Here is a 21,996-nt window from a genome sequence, read left to right as displayed (position 1 = left end):
GCGCTCCAGCGAACACTGCGGCCGGGCGCGGCGGTTGACTACTCGCCGCTGATCCGTTCGATATTGGCACCCATACGCCGCAGCTTTTCCTCGATACAATCATAACCGCGATCGATATGATAAATACGATCCACCACCGTCACCCCCTCGGCGATACAGCCGGCCAGCACCAGGCTGGCGGAAGCGCGCAGGTCGGTCGCCATGACCTGTGCGCCCGACAGCGTCGCGACGCCGTGGCAGATCACGGTGTTGCTTTCGATTTCCGCATGCGCTCCCATCCGAATCAGTTCAGGGACGTGCATGAAACGGTTTTCAAAAATGGTTTCGGTAATCACCCCCGTGCCGTCGGCCACCAAATTCAGCAAACTGAACTGCGCCTGCATATCGGTGGGGAAGCCGGGATGGGGGGCGGTGCGCACCGTAACCGCTTTCGGACGCTGGCCGTGCATATCCAGGCTGATCCAGTCGTCGCCGACGGCAATATCCGCGCCCGCTTCTCGCAATTTGGCCAGTACGGCATCCAGCGTATCGGGACGCGTGGCGTGGCAGACCACGCGACCGCGGGATATAGCCGCCGCGACCAGGAAGGTGCCGGTTTCGATGCGATCGGACAGTACGCGATAGACGCCGCCGCCGAGGCGCTTAACCCCTTCGACGGTAATTTTATCGGTACCGGCGCCGCTGATTTTCGCGCCCAGCGTGATAAGGAAATTGGCGGTATCGACAATCTCCGGCTCGCGGGCGGCGTTTTCAATAATGGTGGTGCCGGTCGCCAACGTCGCGGCGCTCATGATCGTGACTGTGGCGCCGACGCTGACTTTGTCCATGACGATATGCGCCCCGCGCAGACGGCCGTCCATGGAGGCTTTGACGTAACCCTCTTCCAGCTTAATGGTGGCGCCCAGTTGCTCCAGGCCGCTGATATGCAGATCCACGGGGCGCGCGCCGATGGTGCAGCCACCCGGCAAGGATACCTGCCCCTGGCCGAAACGCGCCACCAGCGGCCCCAGCGCCCAAATCGACGCGCGCATGGTCTTCACCAGCTCATAGGGCGCGCAATAAACGTTAACGCCGCTGGCGTCCACATGCACCGAACCATTGCGTTCAACTCTGGCGCCGAGCTGGCCCAGCAGTTTCATGGTGGTGTCGATATCTTTCAGCTTGGGGACGTTTTGGATCTCAACCGGCTCTTCCGCCAGCAACGCGACGAATAAAATCGGTAACGCGGCATTTTTGGCCCCCGAAATGGTGACCTCGCCGCTTAACCGGGTAGGACCCTGGACACGAAATTTATCCATTACGACTGCTCTCTATTTAACGGGAAGACTGTTGCCCGCCAGGGTCAACATTTAAAAACCGTTCAGCTTGCGATCGCGCTGCCACTCTTCGGGGGTGTAGGCTTTGATCGATAAGGCGTGGATGCGGTTGTCTGAAATATATTCCATCAGCGGCGCATAAATCGTCTGCTGTTTTTTCACCCGGCTCATGCCGGTGAACTGCGCGCTGACCGCAATAACCTGAAAATGGCTACCGTCGCCGCTTACGTGGGCTTCGTCCAGCTTCAAGGCTTCCATCAGCACCGCTTTGATTTCACTCGTTTCCATATAACGTTTTACTTTGCAGGGTCGGGAATCAGACCGCTATCTTAGAGGAAACCGCCGCGCTCGGGAACAGGCAATAAGATTAACTGCGATTCTTTACGTCGCGCAGCCAGGCGCCGGGATGACAGATTAGACGCTCGCGGACGGCGCACAAGGCAGGATCGCCTGCAGCTTGTATAAAGCGATCAAGGTGCGCAGCCGATCGGTGACGCCGGTGAGCGCGAGCGTCGCGCCCCGCTGCTGCTGCTGGTGATAAAAATGCAGCATCAGCGCCACACCGGCGGAATCGACACGTTTTAGGCCGGATACATCCAGGAAACGGATGCCGTCAAGCAACCCCTGGCGCTGCTGCCAAAGCGTCGGCAGCGTGTCGCGATCCAGCTCGCCCCGTAGGATTAACGTTTGCCCCTGCGTGTGCCAGCTTAGCTCATCAGCCATTGCGCTGCTTATCCAGGGTAATGGGCTGACTGGCGGCGGCCTGCAATTGCTGGGTCAGCCCGTCAATGCCCTTGGTGCGCAGCGTGGAGGCCCACTCGTTTTGCTTGGTGGTAATCATACTGACCCCTTCGGCAATCATGTCGTAGGCCTGCCAGTTGCCGGAGACGCTATTTTTACGCCACTGAAAATCAAGACGTACCGGCGGCCGGCCGCCCTGATCGATAATCGTGACGCGTATAGCCACAATCGTTGCATCACCCAACGGTTTCTCCGGCGCGATTTGATAGGTCTGATTGCTGTAAAGCGCCAGCGCTTGGCCGTAAGCCTGCTCCAGATAGGCCTGGAAGGCTTTAAAATAGGCGTCGCGCTGCGCCGGCGTGGCTTCGCGATAATAGCGCCCTAGCACCAGCGCGCCGGCGTATTTCACCTGCACATAGGGGAGCTGCTCTTCACGCACCACGGTGCGCAGATAGTTGGGATCCTGGTGGATTTTGCCCTGTTCATTCTTTAAGCGGGTAAAGGTTTTGCTCGCCGCATCGTTCATCAAATGATAAGGGTTGGTCTGATCGGCAGCCTGTGTCAGCGGCGCAATCACCAGCAGCGCCACCATTAATAATCGTTTAAACATGCATTTCTCCTGTTGAGGTTACCCCGCTGCCGCCGCGCTCAAGCGGTGCGGCGACGGGACAACCGGTCGGCGACGCTAACGAGAGAACCGCGTCGCCCGGTATCATTCATAAGTCGGCGGCAAAGCCTTTCCGACCGCGGACATCACCTTATTGCCCGGCCGCGGTGCCGTTACTCTGGGCCGCGCCGGCGCTATTATTGTCACCGCCGCTTTTATACAAGAACTGGCCAATCAGGTCCTCCAGCACGATGGCGGACTTGGTATCCTGGATCACGCCGCCGCCTTTTAGAATAGACGTCCCCATTTCCGGATCCTCGAAACCGATATTCAGCGCCAGGTATTGTTCCCCCAGCAGCCCCGAGGTGCGAATCGCAAGGGAACTGGTATCCGGTATATGATTATAGGTCTGTTCAATGTCCATGGTGACCTTCGGCGTATACGTTTGCGGATCGAGGGTGATATCCGCGACCCGGCCGATGACCACCCCGCCAACCCTCACCGGCGAGCGCACTTTGAGTCCGCCGATATTATCGAAAGACGCGCTGATCCGATAGGTTGCGGCATTGCTCACCGAACGGATATCCGCGACCTTCAGACAAAGAAACACGATGGCGCAGAGGGCGATAATCATAAACGCGCCGACCCAGATTTCACTTTTTTTGGTTTGCATTCACTCAGTTCCCAAACATCAGTGCCGTCAGCACAAAATCCAATCCCAATACCGCCAACGAGACGTGAACCACCGTGCGGGTCGTTGCGCGGCTGATACCCTCGGAGGTCGGGATCGCGTCGTAACCATTGAACAGCGCAATCCAAGTGACGGTGATAGCGAAAACCACACTCTTGATTACACAGTTTACCAAATCTTGCCGCCAGTCCACGGCGCCTTGCATCGCGGACCAGAAGAACCCGCTGTCGATATCTTTCCATTCCACGCCGACCACGGTGCCGCCCCAGATGCCGACCGCGACAAAAATCGCCGTGAGCAGCGGCATACTAATCACGCCGGCCCAAAAACGCGGCGCCACCACTCGGCGCAGCGGATCCACCGCCATCATCTCCAGACTGGAAAGCTGCTCGGTGGCCTTCATCAAACCTATCTCGGCGGTAAGCGCCGATCCCGCCCGGCCGGCGAACAACAGCGCGGTCACCACCGGCCCCAGCTCGCGCAGCAGCGACAGCGCGACCAGCATGCCCAGACTGGACTCCGCGCTGTAGGTCGTGAGAATAATGTAGCCCTGCAGCCCCAGCACCATACCGATGAACAGGCCAGAGACCATAATAATCACCAGCGATAATACGCCGACGCCGTAAAGTTGTTTCACCAGCAGCGGCCATTGTTCGCGCAGGGCCGGTTTGCCTATCAGCACATTGAACAGCATGACACCGGCCCGGCCGAAACCGTGGCAAATACTGATCCCCCGGCGCCCGAAGGACGCTATAGCTTCTAATACCATGACTGAGGTTAACTCCCTGCGCCCAATAGCTGGGTCTGATAATCTTCGGCGGGAATGTTAAAGGGCACTGGCCCGTCGGCGATGCCGTCGAGAAATTGTCTCACTCGGAGATCCTGGTTGTCACACAGACTGGCCGGGGTGCCTTCCGCCACGACGTGCTGCTCGGCGACGATATAGGCGTAATCGGCGATGCTCAACACCTCCGGCACGTCGTGGGATACGACGATGCAGGTGACGCCGAGCGCGTGATTCAGCTCGTCGATAAGCTTGACCAGCACCCCCATGGTAATCGGATCCTGTCCTACGAACGGTTCATCGAACATAATCAGCTCAGGATCCAATGCAATAGCGCGCGCCAGCGCCGCCCGGCGCGCCATACCGCCGGAAAGCTCGGCAGGCATCAGCGCGGCCGCCCCCCGCAAACCCACCGCCTCAAGCTTCATCAGCACCGTGCTGCGCAGCACCGGCTCCGGCAAACGGGTATGCCGCCGCAGCGGAAACGCCACGTTCTCAAAAACGTTAATATCGGTAAACAGCGCACCGGATTGAAACAGCATGCTGATTTTTTTACGTACCTCGTAGAGGCGCCGGCGCGACAGCGTGGGAATATTATCGCCGTCCACCCAAATTTCACCGCTGTCCGGCGGCAGCTGCCCGCCGAGAAGGCGCAGCAGGGTGGTTTTACCGATGCCCGACGGCCCCATGATCGCGGTGACTTTGCCGCGCGGAAACTGCATGCTGATATCATCGAAAATAACGCGATCGCCCCGACAAAAGCTTAATCCGCGAATCTCGACCAGGTTATCGCTCTGGTTCATAGTTTACTGCCCTTTTCTTCCCGCACCCACGGTCTGCAGTGATGATAGTAAAGCAAGCTGACCATTTCATCGAACTTTTCTCGCCCCATCAGGCCCATCAATGCGGATAACTTTATCGCCGCGTTTTACTTTTATCCGTCAGGCGGTCAAAATTAATGCCAGTTTGCGTTTATTGTCCGCCTTTCGTCTCCCTTTTAAGGCTATGATGCGCCAACGGAACAGGTTTTTGCTCAAACCAAGGATTTATCATGCTTTTTGCCACGTCATTATTAATTATTGGCCTCATTCTATTGGTTTATGGCGCGGACAGATTGGTCTATAGTGCGGCCGTATTGAGCCGCTCGCTCGGCGTTGCGCCCTGGCTTGTCGGCTGTACCATCGTCGCTTTCGGCACTTCGCTGCCCGAATTACTGGTGTCGGTGACCGCCGCGCTGAATAATCAAATTGATATGGCGGTGGGCAATATCCTGGGCTCCAACATTATCAATATTATGCTGATTGTCGGCGGCGCGGCGTTTATCCGGCCGGTGACCTTCCGCTCCGATATCGTGCGGCGCGAGCTGCCGCTACTGCCGTTGATTACGCTATTGTGCGGCCTGCTGCTGGCGGACCACAGCCTGGGCAGGCTTGATGGCGTCTTGCTGTTGGCGGCGGGCTACCTGCTGATTATCGTCACCATCTCCCGGCTTGCGCTGCACGAAGGCAGCGACACGCTAACCCGTGAACAACTGGCGGAGCTGCCGCAGGATAGCAATAATACCGTGGCGGTCCTGTGGCTGGTGCTGGCGTTTATTATTATGCCCATTTCGGCGCGGATGGTGAGTGATAACGCCAGTGTCCTGGCGCGTTATTTTGGCTTGAGCGATTTGATAGTCGGCCTGACGGTACTGGCGATCGGGACCAGCCTGCCGGAGCTGGCGACGCTTGTGGCCGGGGCGCTCAAGGGAGAAAATGATATTGCCTTGGGGAATGTTATTGGCTCCAATATCTTCAATAGTGTTATTGTGCTGGGCGTTCCCGCGCTGCTCCCTCCCGGCCCGTTCAATCCCGACGCCTTTGCCCGCGATTATTGGGTCATGCTGGTGGCGAGCATTATCCTCGCCGCCCTGTGCCTGCGCAAACGGCGCCGGATTAATCGCCTGTCGGGGACTTTGCTGGTTTGCGGGTTCATCGCCTATCTCGCGGTGCTGTTGATCTAGTTTCCCGCACCGCGAACAATCAGGATACGTTTTATGTCGCAGAATACATTAGCACCGGCCTTTGATTTTATCGCCGCCGGAAAGCAAGTTCTCGCAATTGAGCGCGAGAGTCTGGCGCAGCTGGATCAATATATCAACGACGATTTTCGCCGCGCCTGTGAAGCGCTGTTCCGCTGCACCGGCAAAGTGGTGGTGATGGGCATGGGCAAATCCGGCCATATCGGCCGCAAACTGGCCGCCACTTTCGCCAGTACCGGTACTCCGGCGTTTTTCGTCCATCCCGGCGAGGCCAGCCATGGCGATCTGGGCATGGTATCGCCGCAGGATATCGTCATCGCGCTGTCCAATTCCGGCGAATCCCATGAGGTACTGGCGCTGATTCCGGTGCTCAAGCGCCTGCGTATCCCGCTCATTTGCATGACCGGCAAGCCGGACAGCACTATGAGGAAAGCGGCGGAAATCCATCTTTGCGTGCATGTGCCGGAAGAGGCCTGCCCGCTCGGCCTGGCGCCCACCGCCAGCACCACCGCCGCGCTGGTGATGGGCGACGCGCTGGCGGTGGCCCTGCTGCGGGCGCGGGGATTCACCGCCGAAGATTTCGCCCTGTCCCATCCCGGCGGTGCATTAGGACGCAAACTGCTGCTGCGCGTGAGCGATATCATGCACAGCGGCGACGATATTCCGCAGACCGCCCGCACGGCCTCGTTGCGCGACGCGCTCTTGGAAATCACTCGTAAAAATTTGGGCATGACGGTGATTTGCGATGCGCAAAATGTCATTGCCGGTATTTTTACCGACGGCGATCTGCGGCGGGTGTTTGATATGGGCATCGACCTTAACCGGGCGCGCATCGCCGATGTCATGACCCCCGGCGGCGGGCGCGTCGCCCCCGACATGCTGGCGGTGGAGGCGCTCAACCTGATGCAGGCGCGCAACATTACCTCGCTGCTGGTAGCGCAGGACGACCACCTGATAGGCGTGGTGCACATGCATGATATGCTGAGGGCCGGTGTCGTATGAGTAGCAAAACCCCATCACAAGCGGCTTTCGGCCTGCTTTGTTAAAAGGATGTTAGACACTTATTTTCCTATTCTTTAGCTGGATTGCGCTTTGTTGAATAAATCCGAAATTTGTGACGACTTCCTCCCTATCAGGGCGATTGTTACATGATGCGGACGCTGTTTGGCATTCCTAACAGTGTGATCCGGTTAAGTGCTTTAACCATTGCCATAGCCTCACCTACCTGCGCGTCATAGTCATGCAGACTCAGATGACCACCCAGAAGTGTTTTAAACCGGAACATGGCCGTTTCAGCCAGTGAACGCCGGTGATAACCTACTTTCTTTTTCCAGGTATCGTTATTGCCGCTCGGATGCTGATTTGCCACCGCATGGTTACGCTCATGGTATCGAGCTGGCCAATATTGCGCACCACTTCGCGGTGGGATAAGCGGCTTTATTTTTTTCCTCAGCAGAGCATAATGACAGTAACGCGTATCGTAAGCACTGTCAGCCGACGCTTCCCTGATTTTCCGGTGGGTTTGGTTAATCAGCCCGGGCAGCGCCTGCGCATCTGTCGTACCGCTTAGCGATAAATCGGCACTGATAATTTCATGTGTCACGCTATCTACTGCCAGATGAAGCTTGCGCCATACTCTGCGCCTCTCAGCCCCATGCTGCCTGACTTTCCATTCGCCTTCGCCGAAGACTTTCAGGCCGGTGCCATCGATGACCAGGTGTGAGATTTCGCCGCGGGTTGGCGTTTTTATGCTGATGTCGACGGTTTTTGCTCGCCGGCTGACCAGAGAGTAATCTGGGCAGCGCAGCGACAGCCCCATCAGTTTAAAAATTGAGTCAACGAAACCCTGTAACGCCCGGAGCGAAAGGTTAAACACGCGCTTTATCATCAGAACCGTGGTAATGGCCATATCGGTGTAGTGAAGCGGCCGGCCACGATGTTCAGGTGGTGTACTCTCAGTCCATGCAGCAATGGCTGACTCATCAAGCCATACTGTCAGGTCCCCCCGCTGCCTGAGCGCATTGTTGTATGCGGGCCAGTTGGTAATTTTAAACTTTTGCTTTGCCATGGGGACCTGATGTTGAAACGAATGTAGTGATCAGAGCCGCCAGTCACCTAAAAGTTCGATTTATTCAACAAAGCCTAACTACTGGAAAGCATCATCGGTTTCAGTCATTATGAATGATCGGAACACAGTGATAGTTCCTGTTAACGTCAGTACAACTGACGATAAAATCTATGCATATAGATGACTAAGTAATTCAAAATGGTTAAACTTTAAATCACAATATATAATATTAGATAATGACGAGCAACTTAAGTCACTAATGAAAAGATTCGGTGATGATGCTAAAATTAAAAAAATAGATGATGCTTACATTATTGTTTATAAAGATAAAAGGCTAACGCTGATAAAATAACGATATACGCGGCATCTTATTTGTGCCGCACACATCAGCCACTCCGTGTTGCATCCACCCTCCATGAAAAACTCGCGTCGGATTGATTTTCTTGTAATGTTGAGACAGTGAATGTATCTTTAGAAACGGATGATACATAAAGAGGAGTTAATGTTTGTCCATTTTGCTGAATTGTCACCATATTTATTTTAGGCTCGACAGAGAGCCCATGGCTTACATCGACGGATTTTGCTCCTGCTGGCAAGGAAGCTCTTCCTCCGCTCCTCGTTGTGTATCCAGGATTTCCATCAACCAGTCGCGACGCTGAGTTAATATCATCCTCAAGTATTAATCCCGCTGACCTCTCAGTAAATTTATTGTTCATCAGAGTGTAGGCTGTGCAACCAGATGCTATCCTGATGCCGTAATTGGTGTTGCCTACATCTGTTCCATGCGTGTTCACCACATTAAACTTGTCACAGCCAATAAAATTTACGTCCGGTGTTTCAGGTATCGAAGATTTATTGTTTCCACCGATGATTGTCTTGTCAACGGTGAAGTTATTGCAAGATTTAAACGTGATAGCATTCGAGCCACAGTTATATGCACGCATCCCAGTCATTGAAAAACTGTGGCAAGACTGAAATTCTGCACCCGATGAGCCAGATTCCCGCCCACCACTTATCCAGCAATCGGTCAAAGAGCTATGGTTAATCCCATTAAATTCACACGAATATGTTGCTGAGTCCAGATACATGGACGTAAAAACACTAAAACGTACACCGCTAGTTTTTCCTGGGTCACTTGTCAAGCTGTGAACACCACCCATAATATCACAATATTCCACATTCAAACTCTCAATGCGACCTAACAATCTCAGCGCACCAAATTTGAAACATGTACTATCCGCAACCATCAGGAAATTAGACAAATAAAGGTCGTTGTAAAAATCATTATTATTGGCACCCACTATCATGCCTGCATAGTAACAATCTTTAATGGGCTTTGTTGAATAAATCGAACTTTTAGGTGACTGGCGGCTCTGATCACTACATTCGTTTCAACATCAGGTCCCCATGGCAAAGCAAAAGTTTAAAATCATCAACTGGCCCGCATACAACAATGCGCTCAGGCAGCGGGGGGACATGACAGTATGGCTTGATGAGTCAGCCATTGCTGCATGGACAGAGAGTACACCACCTGAACATCGTGGCCGGCCGCTTCACTACACCGATATGGCCATTACCACGGTTCTGATGATAAAGCGCGTGTTTAACCTTTCGCACCGGGCGTTACAGGGTTTCGTTGACGCGATTTTAAACTGATGGGGCTGTCGCTGCGCTGCCCAGATTACTCTCTGGTCAGCCGGCGAGCAAAAACCGACGACATCAGCATAAAAACGCCAACCCGCGGCGAAATCTCACACCTGGTCATCGATGGCACCGGCCTGAAAATCTTCGGCGAAGGTTAATGGAAAGTCAGGCAGCATGGGGCTGAGAGGCGGAGAGTATGGCGCAAGCTTCATCTGGCAGTAGATAGCGCGACACATGAAATTATCTGTGCCGATTTATCGCTAAGTGGTACGACAGATGCGCAGGCACTGCCCGGGCTGATTAACCAAACCCACCGGAAAATCAGGGAAGCGTCGGCTGACAGTGCTTACGATACGCGTTACTGTCATGATGCTCTGCTGAGGAAAAAAATAAAGCCGCTTATCCCACCGCGAAGTGGTGCGCAATATTGGCCAGCTCGATACCATGAGCGTAACCATGCGGTGGCAAATCAGCATCTGAGCGGCAATAACGATACCTGGAAAAAGAAAGTAGGTTATCACCGGCGTTCACTGGCTGAAACGGCCATGTTCCGGTTTAAAACACTTCTGGGTGGTCATCTGAGTCTGCATGACTATGACGCGCAGGTAGGTGAGGCTATGGCAATGGTCAAAGCGCTTAACCGGATCACGCTGTTAGGAATGCCAAACAGCGTCCGCATCATGTAGCAATCGCCCTGATAGGGAGGTAGTCGTCACAAATTTCGGATTTATTCAACAAAGCGTCTTTAATGAAGAAATCAGACCCAACCTGTCCACTACCTGCGCTTTCTTTGCTATCAGGGTTGTAAACCCATGCACCAATATGACAGTCTATAATTTATATCTGGTGATATTTTGCCTGAAAAGAAGTAGATATTATTCCTACCTCTTTGGTCGAGGACCTTGTGGCATAGCGGAGAGTCATTTTTCTAATGCCATTATGTGAACCAGTAACCTTTACTATTGGACTGACGCTATCGTTGGGAGCCGTACATCTGATTTGACTCGTTTCTATTCCCGCCCCCTCGAGTGATACCCACTGAGGAACAGTTAATGTAGCTGACACATTGTAGATTCCCCCCGGAAAATATACAGTGGCACCACGTACTGAGTATTCTGACGCTGCATCCGCTTTGTTGAATAAATCCGAAATTTGTGACGACTTCCTCCCTATCAGGGCGATTGTTACATGATGCGGACGCTGTTTGGCATTCCTAACAGTGTGATCCGGTTAAGTGCTTTAACCATTGCCATTGCCTCACCTACCTGCGCGTCATAGTCATGCAGACTCAGATGACCACCCAGAAGTGTTTTAAACCGGAACATGGCCGTTTCAGCCAGTGAACGCCGGTGATAACCTACTTTCTTTTTCCAGGTATCGTTATTGCCGCTCAGATGCTGATTTGCCACCGCATGGTTACGCTCATAGTATCGAGCTGGCCAATATTGCGCACCACTTCGCGGTGGGATAAGCGGCTTTATTTTTTTCCTCAGCAGAGCATCATGACAGTAACGCGTATCGTAAGCACTGTCAGCCGACGCTTCCCTGATTTTCCGGTGGGTTTGGTTAATCAGCCCGGGCAGCGCCTGCGCATCTGTCGTACCGCTTAGCGATAAATCGGCACAGATAATTTCATGTGTCACGCTATCTACTGCCAGATGAAGCTTGCGCCATACTCTGCGCCTCTCAGCCCCATGCTGCCTGACTTTCCATTCGCCTTCGCCGAAGACTTTCAGGCCGGTGCCATCGATGACCAGGTGTGAGATTTCGCCGCGGGTTGGCGTTTTTATGCTGATGTCGACGGTTTTTGCTCGCCGGCTGACCAGAGAGTAATCTGGGCAGCGCAGCGACAGCCCCATCAGTTTAAAAATTGAGTCAACGAAACCCTGTAACGCCCGGAGCGAAAGGTTAAACACGCGCTTTATCATCAGAACCGTGGTAATGGCCATATCAGTGTAGTGAAGCGGCCGGCCACGATGTTCAGGTGGTGTACTCTCAGTCCATGCAGCAATGGCTGACTCATCAAGCCATACTGTCAGGTCCCCCCGCTGCCTGAGCGCATTGTTGTATGCGGGCCAGTTGGTAATTTTAAACTTTTGCTTTGCCATGGGGACCTGATGTTGAAACGAATGTAGTGATCAGAGCCGCCAGTCACCTAAAAGTTCGATTTATTCAACAAAGCCGACTGACGGTTGAAAACCTCAAGTTTTTAAACGTATTTTCTGGCCATGAGTACTTCTTCACGCTGCCTAACCAGGACCAAATACACGTCATAACGGCGCTGTATCTTTGCCGAACCTATTGTGGAGAGATAAGGATGAACGCAGAAGAGGAGCCGGTACGGGGTCTTTATTCAACAAAGCGCGCTGCATCTATAGCAGCTTGAATGGCAGTAGTGTCATCCGTTGAAAAATCACCTTTAGCGCCGAAATCCTTTACGCAAATTGTATCTGCGTTTTTATCATGCTGAGTTCTGGCAACAGATTTCGGATAAGGTTGCTTCACCGCTATCATAGCATCACCCAATCCCTCTTCTGGACTTGCCAACCGTTTTGCTAGTTGATCTGGCTCATAACGGAGGACATTGGGGTAATAGAACTGCTGTACCCCGTCGCCGTCATACACCGCCATAGCGTGGCCTTCTTCTGTCACGAATTTAGCAATCTGCCCGTTGTAGACAGGGTAGCCGCCTGTCCCTACGATGAGCGGCTGAACGATGGGTGTGTATTTTCCGTCTTCATTTTCCAGATAAACCTGTATTTGATTTTCAGCTATTGTGGGGTCGGTGTTGATTTTGCCGATATAAATTTTGCCGTTGCTACAGGACTTGAATGCCCTGCACTGAGTAAAAATTTGTGAGGGCATGGACACAACAACATTTGGCGTAATATCAGCCATGGGTTTTTCTCCAGACGTGTTGAATCCGTGCAAGATTGGCCTTACACAGATTTTATCGATGTAAATAGGGGATCAATATTCCCGGTCGTCTCGCTGCGCTGATAGCCAGCCGGTCACTCCTACACGGCTAATCACGCGTTGTTCCGGTAACGGCAGGGAATTAAAAAACGGTTTCCAGTCAGATAATCGTCTAAGCCGCGTATCGGTATCCGCGGCGGCGGTTTTACGGTTTGATGTCGCCGAGAAGCCTGTTTAGAAATTTGTGTATTTGCCTGATTTTGATATGTTCAATCCAACATCAAAAACAGGTTAATTTATGGACGAAAAACTGTTGCAGGCTCTGGCTAACGAACAGGCCAAAAATCTCAAAACCCCTGAAGATCTCAGTCACTTCGATCGGCTGCTCGCTTTGTTGAATAAATCCGAAATTTGTGACGACTTCCTCCCTATCAGGGCGATTGTTACATGATGCGGACGCTGTTTGGCATTCCTAACAGCGTGATCCGGTTAAGCGCTTTGACCATTGCCATAGCCTCACCTACCTGCGCGTCATAGTCATGCAGACTCAGATGACCACCCAGAAGTGTTTTAAACCGGAACATGGCCGTTTCAGCCAGTGAACGCCGGTGATAACCTACTTTCTTTTTCCAGGTATCGTTATTGCCGCTCAGATGCTGATTTGCCACCGCATGGTTACGCTCATGGTATCGAGCTGGCCAATATTGCGCACCACTTCGCGGTGGGATAAGCGGCTTTATTTTTTTCCTTAGCAGAGCATCATGACAGTAACGCGTATCGTAAGCACTGTCAGCCGACGCTTCCCTGATTTTCCGGTGGGTTTGGTTAATCAGCCCGGGCAGTGCCTGCGCATCTGTCGTACCGCTTAGCGATAAATCGGCACAGATAATTTCATGTGTCGCGCTATCTACTGCCAGATGAAGCTTGCGCCATACTCTACGCCTCTCAGCCCCATGCTGCCTGACTTTCCATTCGCCTTCGCCGAAGATTTTCAGGCCGGTGCCATCGATGACCAGGTGTGAGATTTCGCCGCGGGTTGGCGTTTTTATGCTGATGTCGACGGTTTTTGCTCGCCGGCTGACCAGAGAGTAATCTGGGCAGCGCAGCGACAGCCCCATCAGTTTAAAAATCGCGTCAACGAAACCCTGTAACGCCCGGAGCGAAAGGTTAAACACGCGCTTTATCATCAGAACCGTGGTAATGGCCATATCGGTGTAGTGAAGCGGCCGGCCACGATGTTCAGGTGGTGTACTCTCTGTCCATGCAGCAATGGCTGACTCATCAAGCCATACTGTCATGTCCCCCCGCTGCCTGAGCGCATTGTTGTATGCGGGCCAGTTGATGATTTTAAACTTTTGCTTTGCCATGGGGACCTGATGTTGAAACGAATGTAGTGATCAGAGCCGCCAGTCACCTAAAAGTTCGATTTATTCAACAAAGCCTCACTTCGATCGGCTGCTGAAAAAAATCAGCGTCGAAGCAGCTCTCAATGCCGAAATGACCCATCACCTCGGCTACGATAAAAATCAGCCTAAACCGAGGACCAACGCCCGCAACGGCTATTCCACAAAAACCGTTACCACTGGCGATGGCCCGCTGGCGCTGAGTACTCCGCGCGATCGTGACGGTTCCTTTGAACAGCAATTGGTGAAGAAGAACCAGACCCGGATTACCGGGATGGATAACCAGATTTTATCGTTGTACGCCAAAGGGATGACCACCCGCGAGATCGCAGCCGCGTTCAAAGAGCTGTATGACGCCGATGTCTCGCCGGCGCTGGTCTCAAAGGTCACCGATGCGGTCATGGAGCAGGTTGTCGAATGGCAAAACCGGCCTCTGGATGCAGTCTATCCCATTGTTTATCTTGACTGTATCGTTCTAAAAGTCCGGCAGGACAGCCGCATCATCAACAAATCTGTGTTCCTGGCGCTGGGCATCAACATCGAAGGCCAGAAAGAGTTACTAGGTATGTGGCTGGCCGAAAATGAAGGCGCAAAGTTCTGGCTGAACGTGCTGACAGAGCTGAAAAACCGCGGCCTGAACGATATCCTTATCGCCTGCGTAGACGGGCTGAAAGGTTTCCCTGACGCTATTAACGCGGTGTATCCGGAGGCGCGGCTCCAGCTGTGTATCGTGCATGTGGTGCGCAACAGCCTGCGGTTCGTCTCCTGGAAGGACTACAAGGCCGTCACCCGCGACCTGAAAGCTATCTATCAGGCCCCTACGGAAGAAGCCGGCTTGCAGGCGCTGGAAGCGTTCTCCAGTGCCTGGGACATCCGCTACCCGCAAATAAGTCGAAGCTGGCAGGCAAACTGGGCCAATCTGGCCACGTTCTTTGCCTACCCAACGGACATCCGCAAGGTGATCTACACGACCAACGCCATCGAGTCGTTAAACAGCGTGATCCGGCATGCCATCAAAAAGCGCAAAGTGTTCCCGACCGACGACGCAGTGAAAAAGGTGGTGTGGCTGGCGATACAGGCGGCCTCACAGAAATGGACAATGCCTTTGAGGGACTGGCGCATGGCAATGAGCCGCTTTATTATCGAGTTCGGTGACCGCCTGGACGGTCACTTCTGAGAAAAGGCATTTACACAGAATCCGGTACGGGCTCTCGCCGAGCGAAAAGCCTGCTGATATTCAGGGGATAATATCAATCTCTCGGCGGCTTCTGCTGATTCCGCGCCACCGACCCGCTTTGTTGAATAAATCCGAAATTTGTGACGACTTCCTCCCTATCAGGGCGATTGTTACATGATGCGGACGCTGTTTGGCATTCCTAACAGTGTGATCCGGTTAAGTGCTTTAACCATTGCCATTGCCTCACCTACCTGCGCGTCATAGTCATGCAGACTCGGATGACCACCCAGAAGTGTTTTAAACCGGAACATGGCCGTTTCAGCCAGTGAACGCCGGTGATAACCTACTTTCTTTTTCCAGGTATCGTTATTGCCGCTCAGATGCTGATTTGCCACCGCATGGTTACGCTCATAGTATCGAGCTGGCCAATATTGCGCACCACTTCGCGGTGGGATAAGCGGCTTTATTTTTTTCCTCAGCAGAGCATCATGACAGTAACGCGTATCGTAAGCACTGTCAGCCGACGCTTCCCTGATTTTCCGGTGGGTTTGGTTAATCAGCCCGGGCAGCGCCTGCGCATCTGTCGTACCGCTTAGCGATAAATCGGCACAGATAATTTCATGTGTCACGCTATCTACTGCCAGATGAAGCTTGCGCCATACTCTGCGCCTCTCAGCCCCATGCTGCCTGACTTTCCATTCGCCTTCGCCGAAGACTTTCAGGCCGGTGCCATCGATGACCAGGTGTGAGATTTCGCCGCGGGTTGGCGTTTTTATGCTGATGTCGACGGTTTTTGCTCGCCGGCTGACCAGAGAGTAATCTGGGCAGCGCAGCGACAGCCCCATCAGTTTAAAAATTGAGTCAACGAAACCCTGTAACGCCCGGAGCGAAAGGTTAAACACGCGCTTTATCATCAGAACCGTGGTAATGGCCATATCGGTGTAGTGAAGCGGCCGGCCACGATGTTCAGGTGGTATACTCTCAGTCCATGCAGCAATGGCTGACTCATCAAGCCATACTGTCAGGTCCCCCCGCTGCCTGAGCGCATTGTTGTATGCGGGCCAGTTGGTAATTTTAAACTTTTGCTTTGCCATGGGGACCTGATGTTGAAACGAATGTAGTGAGCAGAGACGCCAGTCACCTAAAAGTTCGATTTATTCAACAAAGCCCCACCGACCGCACGTGCTCTCGCGGTTATTTTCTCGCCAAACGTTCCCTCCAGCAACGCCCCAAAAGAGCCGCCTTTTGCGCCAATTATCACCCCTGCCCGTTGCGCGTATTTCGCCGCCATTTCGTGACCTTGCGTAAAACACGGTTAAAGCGCGCCACAAATTCATTCAGCTTGCCCGTGGTAATTTCGTTGGCCTTCGCCTTCTGTATCGCACGGGCAACGGTATAGACGTCGGAAAGGCCGCTCATCAGTTCACGCGGCGCATGTTGCGCCAATAGCCGCAGCTGACCGTTAGCCCGCATGTTCTGGTACCAGTCCGCAAAACCGCCGGGATTAAAATCCGCCCCGCGCTTACCCGCAGACAGCATATCGCGCAGACTGGTGGCGATAATCTCTTCGCGCATCTGACGAGAGGGGATGTTTTGCATCAATTCCCGGAAGCCTTTCCCATCTCCCCTGGCCAGACCCTGTACACGATTCTGTGTAAATGCCTTTTCTCAGAAGTGACCGTCCAGGCGGTCACCGAACTCGATAATAAAGCGGCTCATTGCCATGCGCCAGTCCCTCAAAGGCATTGTCCATTTCTGTGAGGCCGCCTGTATCGCCAGCCACACCACCTTTTTCACTGCGTCGTCGGTCGGGAACACCTTGCGCTTTTTGATGGCATGCCGGATCACGCTGTTTAACGACTCGATGGCGTTGGTCGTGTAGATCACCTTGCGGATGTCCGTTGGGTAGGCAAAAGAACGTGGCCAGATTGGCCCAGTTTGCCTGCCAGCTTCGACTTATTTGCGGGTAGCGGATGTCCCAGGCACTGGAGAACGCTTCCAGCGCCTGTAAGCCGGCTTCTTCCGTAGGGGCCTGATAGATAGCTTTCAGGTCGCGGGTGACGGCCTTGTAGTCCTTCCAGGAGACGAACCGCAGGCTGTTGCGCACCATATGCACGATACACAGCTGGAGCCGCGCCTCCGGATACACCGGCGTTAATAGCGTCAGGGAAACCTTTCAGCCCGTCTACGCAGGCGATAAGGATATCGTTCAGGCCGCGGTTTTTCAGCTCTGTCAGCACGTTCAGCCAGAACTTTGCGCCTTCATTTTCGGCCAGCCACATACCTAGTAACTCTTTCTGGCCTTCGATGTTGATGCCCAGCGCCAGGAACACAGATTTGTTGATGATGCGGCTGTCCTGCCGGACTTTTAGAACGATACAGTCAAAATAAACAATGGGATAGACTGCATCCAGAGGCCGGTTTTGCCATTCGACAACCTGCTCCATGACCGCATCGGTGACCTTTGAGACCAGCGCCGGCGAGACATCGGCGTCATACAGCTCTTTGAACGCGGCGGCGATCTCGCGGGTGGTCATCCCTTTGGCGTACAACGATAAAATCTGGTTATCCATCCCGGTAATCCGGGTCTGGTTCTTCTTCACCAGTTGCGGTTCAAAGGAACCGTCACGATCGCGCGGAGTACGCAGCGCCAGCGGGCCATCGCCAGTGGTAACGGTTTTTGTGGAATAGCCGTTGCGGGCGTTGGTCCCCGGTTTAGGCTGATTTTTATCGTAGCCGAGGTGATGGGTCATTTCGGCATTGAGAGCTGCTTCGACGCTGATTTTTTTCAGCAGCCGATCGAAGTGACTGAGATCTTCAGGGGTTTTGAGATTTTTGGCCAGTTCGTTAGCCAGAGCCTGCAACTGTTTTTCGTCCATAAATTAACCTGTTTTTGATGTTGGATTGAACATATCAAAATCAGGCAAATACACAAATTTCTAAACAGGCTCGTCAAAGCGCTTAACCGGATCACGCTGTTAGGAATGCCAAACAGCGTCCGCATCATGTAACAATCGCCCTGATAGGGAGGAAGTCGTGGCTTTGTTGAATAAATCGAACTTTTAGGTGACTGGCGGCTCTGATCACTACATTCGTTTCAACATCAGGTCCCCATGGCAAAGCAAAAGTTTAAAATCATCAACTGGCCCGCATACAACAATGCGCTCAGGCAGCGGGGGGACCTGACAGTATGGCTTGATGAGTCAGCCATTGCTGCATGGACTGAGAGTACACCACCTGAACATCGTGGCCGGCCGCTTCACTACACCGATATGGCCATTACCACGGTTCTGATGATAAAGCACGTGTTTAACCTTTCTCTCCGGGCGTTACAGGGTTTCGTTGACGCGATTTTTAAACTGATGGGGCTGTCGCTGCGCTGCCCAGATTACTCTCTGGTCAGCCGGCGAGCAAAAACCGTCGACATCAGCATAAAAACGCCAACCCGCGGCGAAATCTCACACCTGGTCATCGATGGCACCGGCCTGAAAATCTTCGGCGAAGGCGAATGGAAAGTCAGGCAGCATGGGGCTGAGAGGCGCAGAGTATGGCGCAAGCTTCATCTGGCAGTAGATAGCGCGACACATGAAATTATCTGTGCCGATTTATCGCTAAGCGGTACGACAGATGCGCAGGCGCTGCCCGGGCTGATTAACCAAACCCACCGGAAAATCAGGGAAGCGTCGGCTGACAGTGCTTACGATACGCGTTACTGTCATGATGCTCTGCTGAGGAAAAAAATAAAGCCGCTTATCCCACCGCGAAGTGGTGCGCAATATTGGCCAGCTCGATACCATGAGCGTAACCATGCGGTGGCAAATCAGCATCTGAGCGGCAATAACGATACCTGGAAAAAGAAAGTAGGTTATCACCGGCGTTCACTGGCTGAAACGGCCATGTTCCGGTTTAAAATACTTCTGGGTGGTCATCTGAGTCTGCATGACTATGACGCGCAGGTAGGTGAGGCTATGGCAATGGTCAAAGCGCTTAACCGGATCACGTTGTTAGGAATGCCAAACAGCGTCCGCATCATGTAACAATCGCCCTGATAGGGAGGAAGTCGTCACAAATTTCGGATTTATTCAACAAAGCGATTGCATGGCATCACTTCATGAGAAAAATCCTGAAGCGTATGATTTGTTATTTGATTATTACGTTTTAGGAAAAACGTTTATGAGTTTAGCATTTGAGCATCAATGTTCAGATACTCATATTGGCAAGAAGCTACAAAATGCTGAAGGCATCTTTGAAGGTTATCTTATGGCATTGGATGTTAGTTTGTCATCGTTCCCTATTTGAAATGAAATTAAACGTGAAAAACACTTTACGATCGTAAAATTATGGGTAATCTTACTTTTATAACGCTCCGATGTTAGAATGAAAATTCGCATGGTCATCGGATTTAGAAGTGCGGGCGCTTTGTTGAATAAATCCGAAATTTGTGACGACTTCCTCCCTATCAGGGCGATTGTTACATGATGCGGACGCTGTTTGGCATTCCTAACAGCGTGATCCGGTTAAGCGCTTTGACCATTGCCATAGCCTCACCTACCTGCGCGTCATAGTCATGCAGACTCAGATGACCACCCAGAAGTGTTTTAAACCGGAACATGGCCGTTTCAGCCAGTGAACGCCGGTGATAACCTACTTTCTTTTTCCAGGTATCGTTATTGCCGCTCAGATGCTGATTTGCCACCGCATGGTTACGCTCATGGTATCGAGCTGGCCAATATTGTGCACCACTTCGCGGTGGGATAAGCGGCTTTATTTTTTTCCTCAGCAGAGCATCATGACAGTAACACGTATCGTAAGCACTGTCAGCCGACGCTTCCCTGATTTTCCGGTGGGTTTGGTTAATCAGCCCGGGCAGCTCCTGCGCATCTGTCGTACCGCTTAGCGATAAATCGGCACAGATAATTTCATGTGTCGCGCTATCTACTGCCAGATGAAGCTTGCGCCATACTCTGCGCCTCTCAGCCCCATGCTGCCTGACTTTCCATTCGCCTTCGCCGAAGATTTTCAGGCCGGTGCCATCGATGACCAGGTGTGAGATTTCGCCGCGGGTTGGCGTTTTTATGCTGATGTCGACGGTTTTTGCTCGCCGGCTGACCAGAGAGTAATCTGGGCAGCGCAGCGACAGCCCCATTAGTTTAAAAATCGAGTCAACGAAACCCTGTAACGCCCGGAGCGAAAGGTTAAACACGCGCTTTATCATCAGAACCGTGGTAATGGCCATATCGGTGTAGTGAAGCGGCCGGCCACGATGTTCAGGTGGTGTACTCTCAGTCCATGCAGCAATGGCTGACTCATCAAGCCATACTGTCAGGTCCCCCCGCTGCCTGAGCGCATTGTTATATGCGGGCCAGTTGGTGATTTTAAACTTTTGCTTTGCCATGGGGACCTGATGTTGAAACGAATGTAGTGATCAGAGCCGCCAGTCACCTAAAAGTTCGATTTATTCAACAAAGCCCCATGCAATTAGAAATACATATACCGTCATCATCTGAACACCGTTTTCTGGACTTAATTTTGTGCGGGATCAGTCCTGACAAAGACTTTGCTATGGGACTATCGTTCGAGTTGACGACCCATGCTCCCCAGCTTTCTAGTACATACTTAATGTCTCTCATGTCGTCATGTCCTTACAGTATCTATATGGATTTACCATCATGGGCTATTTTTCCATCCTGAGTTTGATGGCGCGTTTCTGGTGCCGTGATGCTGGCTAGGCGTAGCGCCCTGCTTCCAGCCAATAATCGCAGACCTGGACACGTCCAGCTCTCTGGCGATTTCCTGTAACGGAATGCCGGCGCGGGTAATGTCGTTTATCACCCGGAGCCAGTCGGTTTTGACCGTTGCAACTACCGGCACGGTGTCCCCCCAAAACGCGCATGCGCGCGACCCTGAGAGCGTGTTTTTATCGATTGCAACAAGCCGCCGGCCTCGGCTGTCGCCGTGGTCAGTGTGGTAGGTCTCGTTTTTTGATATGCCGTCTGCGCCATCTTAACCCCTGGGTTGGACGGCACAGCAGTTGGGTTAGGGATGCCAGTTGTTCAGGCTGGCGTGGTGATTATAGCAAATTACCCGCAAAGTTGCCTTGCCATACTCCCGACAGCTATACTGCCTGCATCACCAAGAGGATACGCATAATGGGCCAAGTCGCATTTGATACACAAGAGTTCGTCGAAACGCTGGAAAGCGCCGGGTTGCCGAAAGATCAGGCCAAGGCGATTTCTATTGCCGTCCGCAAATCCCACGAGGTAGCTGATGTGGCGACCAAGCGCGATCTTGAGGACGTACGCAAGGACCTGACGATTCAGATAGCTGACATTCGTAAAGATATGGATGCTCGTTTCGAGAAGAATGAAGCTCAGATGCAAGCTCGCTTTGAGAAGCTTGAAACACAAATGCAAACTCGCTTTGAGAAAACCGATGTCCAAATCGCCGATGCCAGAAAAGAAACGTCGACACAGATAGCCCTTTTGCGTAAGGACGTTGAAAGCATATCAACGTGGTTGCTTATTAAGATGGCTGCCATGATGACGGCACTTCTTGGGGTTGCAGTCACGCTCGTCAAAATCCTCATCTAACTTTCTTGGCAACCCCCGCTCATCCTCAAATTATTGAAC

Annotated in this window: 21 protein-coding genes and 4 pseudogenes; 8 read left to right on the top strand and 17 right to left on the bottom strand. The window is 52.7% G+C overall.

Annotated elements, in window-relative coordinates; translation table 11 throughout:
* Nucleotides 1–38: 38 nt before the first annotated feature.
* From murA to mlaF, 7 genes are all read right to left on the bottom strand, one after another.
* Nucleotides 39–1,298, bottom strand: coding sequence for a UDP-N-acetylglucosamine 1-carboxyvinyltransferase (gene murA / locus SOPEG_RS00870; protein ID WP_025243952.1), 1,260 nt, complete (start codon nt 1,296–1,298; stop codon nt 39–41).
* Between the two features lie 51 nt (nt 1,299–1,349).
* Nucleotides 1,350–1,604, bottom strand: coding sequence for a BolA family iron metabolism protein IbaG (gene ibaG, locus SOPEG_RS00865; RefSeq protein WP_025243951.1), 255 nt, complete (start codon nt 1,602–1,604; stop codon nt 1,350–1,352).
* Between the two features lie 126 nt (nt 1,605–1,730).
* Nucleotides 1,731–2,039, bottom strand: a complete 309-nt coding sequence (mlaB, locus tag SOPEG_RS00860; RefSeq protein ID WP_025243950.1) for a lipid asymmetry maintenance protein MlaB — start codon at nt 2,037–2,039, stop codon at nt 1,731–1,733.
* Entirely contained in the window at nt 2,032–2,667 is a 636-nt protein-coding gene (gene mlaC / locus SOPEG_RS00855) for a phospholipid-binding protein MlaC (RefSeq protein ID WP_025243949.1), read from the bottom strand. Before mlaC ends, mlaB begins: the two co-directional genes overlap by 8 nt.
* 148 nt (nt 2,668–2,815) lie before the next feature.
* On the bottom strand, nt 2,816–3,337 hold the full coding sequence (mlaD, locus tag SOPEG_RS00850) for an outer membrane lipid asymmetry maintenance protein MlaD (protein ID WP_025243948.1): 522 nt from the start codon (nt 3,335–3,337) through the stop codon (nt 2,816–2,818).
* Between the two features lie 4 nt (nt 3,338–3,341).
* On the bottom strand, nt 3,342–4,124 hold the full coding sequence (gene mlaE, locus SOPEG_RS00845; protein ID WP_025243947.1) for a lipid asymmetry maintenance ABC transporter permease subunit MlaE: 783 nt from the start codon (nt 4,122–4,124) through the stop codon (nt 3,342–3,344).
* An 8-nt stretch (nt 4,125–4,132) separates the two neighbouring features.
* Nucleotides 4,133–4,942, bottom strand: coding sequence for a phospholipid ABC transporter ATP-binding protein MlaF (gene mlaF / locus SOPEG_RS00840; protein ID WP_025243946.1), 810 nt, complete (start codon nt 4,940–4,942; stop codon nt 4,133–4,135).
* Nucleotides 4,943–5,190: 248 nt separating this feature from the next.
* Between mlaF and SOPEG_RS00835 the strand changes: the two genes are divergently transcribed.
* Together SOPEG_RS00835 and kdsD are read left to right on the top strand one after the other, a co-directional pair.
* Nucleotides 5,191–6,141, top strand: coding sequence for a calcium/sodium antiporter (locus SOPEG_RS00835; RefSeq protein ID WP_038468016.1), 951 nt, complete (start codon nt 5,191–5,193; stop codon nt 6,139–6,141).
* Nucleotides 6,142–6,174: 33 nt separating this feature from the next.
* Complete coding sequence (gene kdsD / locus SOPEG_RS00830) at nt 6,175–7,161, top strand: arabinose-5-phosphate isomerase KdsD (RefSeq protein ID WP_025246990.1); 987 nt, start codon at nt 6,175–6,177, stop codon at nt 7,159–7,161.
* Between the two features lie 142 nt (nt 7,162–7,303).
* Here the strand turns inward: kdsD and SOPEG_RS00825 are convergent, their stop codons facing one another.
* Nucleotides 7,304–8,227, bottom strand: a complete 924-nt coding sequence (locus tag SOPEG_RS00825; protein ID WP_025243945.1) for an IS5 family transposase — start codon at nt 8,225–8,227, stop codon at nt 7,304–7,306.
* Nucleotides 8,228–8,613: 386 nt separating this feature from the next.
* Nucleotides 8,614–9,534 carry a hypothetical protein gene (locus tag SOPEG_RS26925; protein WP_148296969.1) on the bottom strand — a complete coding sequence of 307 codons (921 nt, stop codon included), beginning with the start codon at nt 9,532–9,534 and terminating at the stop codon, nt 8,614–8,616.
* 100 nt (nt 9,535–9,634) lie between these two features.
* On the opposite strand from SOPEG_RS26925, the pseudogene SOPEG_RS23740 reads away from it, so the two are divergent.
* Nucleotides 9,635–10,557: pseudogene (locus SOPEG_RS23740) on the top strand (IS5-like element ISSoEn1 family transposase).
* Between the two features lie 498 nt (nt 10,558–11,055).
* Here the strand turns inward: SOPEG_RS23740 and SOPEG_RS00805 are convergent.
* Together SOPEG_RS00805 and SOPEG_RS28570 are read right to left on the bottom strand one after the other, a co-directional pair.
* Nucleotides 11,056–11,979, bottom strand: a complete 924-nt coding sequence (locus SOPEG_RS00805) for an IS5-like element ISSoEn1 family transposase (RefSeq protein WP_025243942.1) — start codon at nt 11,977–11,979, stop codon at nt 11,056–11,058.
* A gap of 241 nt (nt 11,980–12,220) precedes the next feature.
* Complete coding sequence (locus SOPEG_RS28570; protein ID WP_200867849.1) at nt 12,221–12,769, bottom strand: phage tailspike protein; 549 nt, start codon at nt 12,767–12,769, stop codon at nt 12,221–12,223.
* A 316-nt stretch (nt 12,770–13,085) separates the two neighbouring features.
* Between SOPEG_RS28570 and SOPEG_RS28135 the strand changes: the two genes are divergently transcribed.
* Nucleotides 13,086–13,238 carry a hypothetical protein gene (locus SOPEG_RS28135; protein WP_025243940.1) on the top strand — a complete coding sequence of 51 codons (153 nt, stop codon included), beginning with the start codon at nt 13,086–13,088 and terminating at the stop codon, nt 13,236–13,238.
* Here SOPEG_RS28135 and SOPEG_RS00790 read toward each other — a convergent pair.
* A complete protein-coding gene (locus SOPEG_RS00790) occupies nt 13,231–14,154 on the bottom strand; it encodes an IS5-like element ISSoEn1 family transposase (protein WP_025243939.1) in 924 nt (307 codons plus the stop codon). The two genes, SOPEG_RS28135 and SOPEG_RS00790, sit on opposite strands and share 8 nt — an antisense overlap.
* Nucleotides 14,155–14,233: 79 nt before the next feature.
* Here SOPEG_RS00790 and SOPEG_RS00785 point away from each other — a divergent pair.
* Nucleotides 14,234–15,367: pseudogene (locus tag SOPEG_RS00785) on the top strand (IS256-like element ISSoEn2 family transposase); the annotation flags it as partial.
* Between the two features lie 170 nt (nt 15,368–15,537).
* Here SOPEG_RS00785 and SOPEG_RS00780 read toward each other — a convergent pair.
* The 3 genes and pseudogenes from SOPEG_RS00780 to SOPEG_RS00765 form a co-directional block, all read right to left on the bottom strand.
* Nucleotides 15,538–16,461: an IS5 family transposase gene (locus SOPEG_RS00780; RefSeq protein WP_025243937.1), complete on the bottom strand. Its 924-nt coding sequence runs from the start codon at nt 16,459–16,461 to the stop codon at nt 15,538–15,540.
* Nucleotides 16,462–16,624: 163 nt separating this feature from the next.
* The gene (locus tag SOPEG_RS00775) at nt 16,625–16,966 is read right to left on the bottom strand and encodes a hypothetical protein (RefSeq protein WP_025243936.1); all 342 of its coding nucleotides are present in this window, start codon (nt 16,964–16,966) and stop codon (nt 16,625–16,627) included.
* Between the two features lie 69 nt (nt 16,967–17,035).
* Nucleotides 17,036–18,246: pseudogene (locus SOPEG_RS00765) on the bottom strand (IS256-like element ISSoEn2 family transposase).
* Nucleotides 18,247–18,480: 234 nt separating this feature from the next.
* Here SOPEG_RS00765 and SOPEG_RS00760 point away from each other — a divergent pair.
* A complete protein-coding gene (locus SOPEG_RS00760) occupies nt 18,481–19,404 on the top strand; it encodes an IS5-like element ISSoEn1 family transposase (RefSeq protein ID WP_025243933.1) in 924 nt (307 codons plus the stop codon).
* Nucleotides 19,405–19,456: 52 nt separating this feature from the next.
* Nucleotides 19,457–19,666, top strand: a pseudogene (locus SOPEG_RS00755) (antiterminator Q family protein); the annotation flags it as partial.
* Nucleotides 19,667–19,838: 172 nt separating this feature from the next.
* Here SOPEG_RS00755 and SOPEG_RS00750 read toward each other — a convergent pair.
* Both SOPEG_RS00750 and SOPEG_RS23735 read right to left on the bottom strand, forming a co-directional pair.
* On the bottom strand, nt 19,839–20,762 hold the full coding sequence (locus SOPEG_RS00750) for an IS5-like element ISSoEn1 family transposase (protein ID WP_025243932.1): 924 nt from the start codon (nt 20,760–20,762) through the stop codon (nt 19,839–19,841).
* 64 nt (nt 20,763–20,826) lie between these two features.
* Nucleotides 20,827–20,997, bottom strand: a complete 171-nt coding sequence (locus SOPEG_RS23735; protein WP_081742887.1) for an antiterminator Q family protein — start codon at nt 20,995–20,997, stop codon at nt 20,827–20,829.
* Between the two features lie 519 nt (nt 20,998–21,516).
* Here SOPEG_RS23735 and SOPEG_RS00745 point away from each other — a divergent pair.
* Nucleotides 21,517–21,957 (top strand): CCDC90 family protein, encoded by a 441-nt coding sequence (locus tag SOPEG_RS00745; RefSeq protein WP_025243931.1) that lies wholly within the window; start codon nt 21,517–21,519, stop codon nt 21,955–21,957.
* Nucleotides 21,958–21,996: the final 39 nt, after the last annotated feature.

It is taken from the genome of Candidatus Sodalis pierantonius str. SOPE (assembly GCF_000517405.1).
GTDB lineage: Bacteria > Pseudomonadota > Gammaproteobacteria > Enterobacterales > Enterobacteriaceae > Sodalis_C > Sodalis_C pierantonii.
Note: the sequence above shows the minus strand (reverse complement) of the source record. Positions and strands in the feature narration are given on the sequence as shown.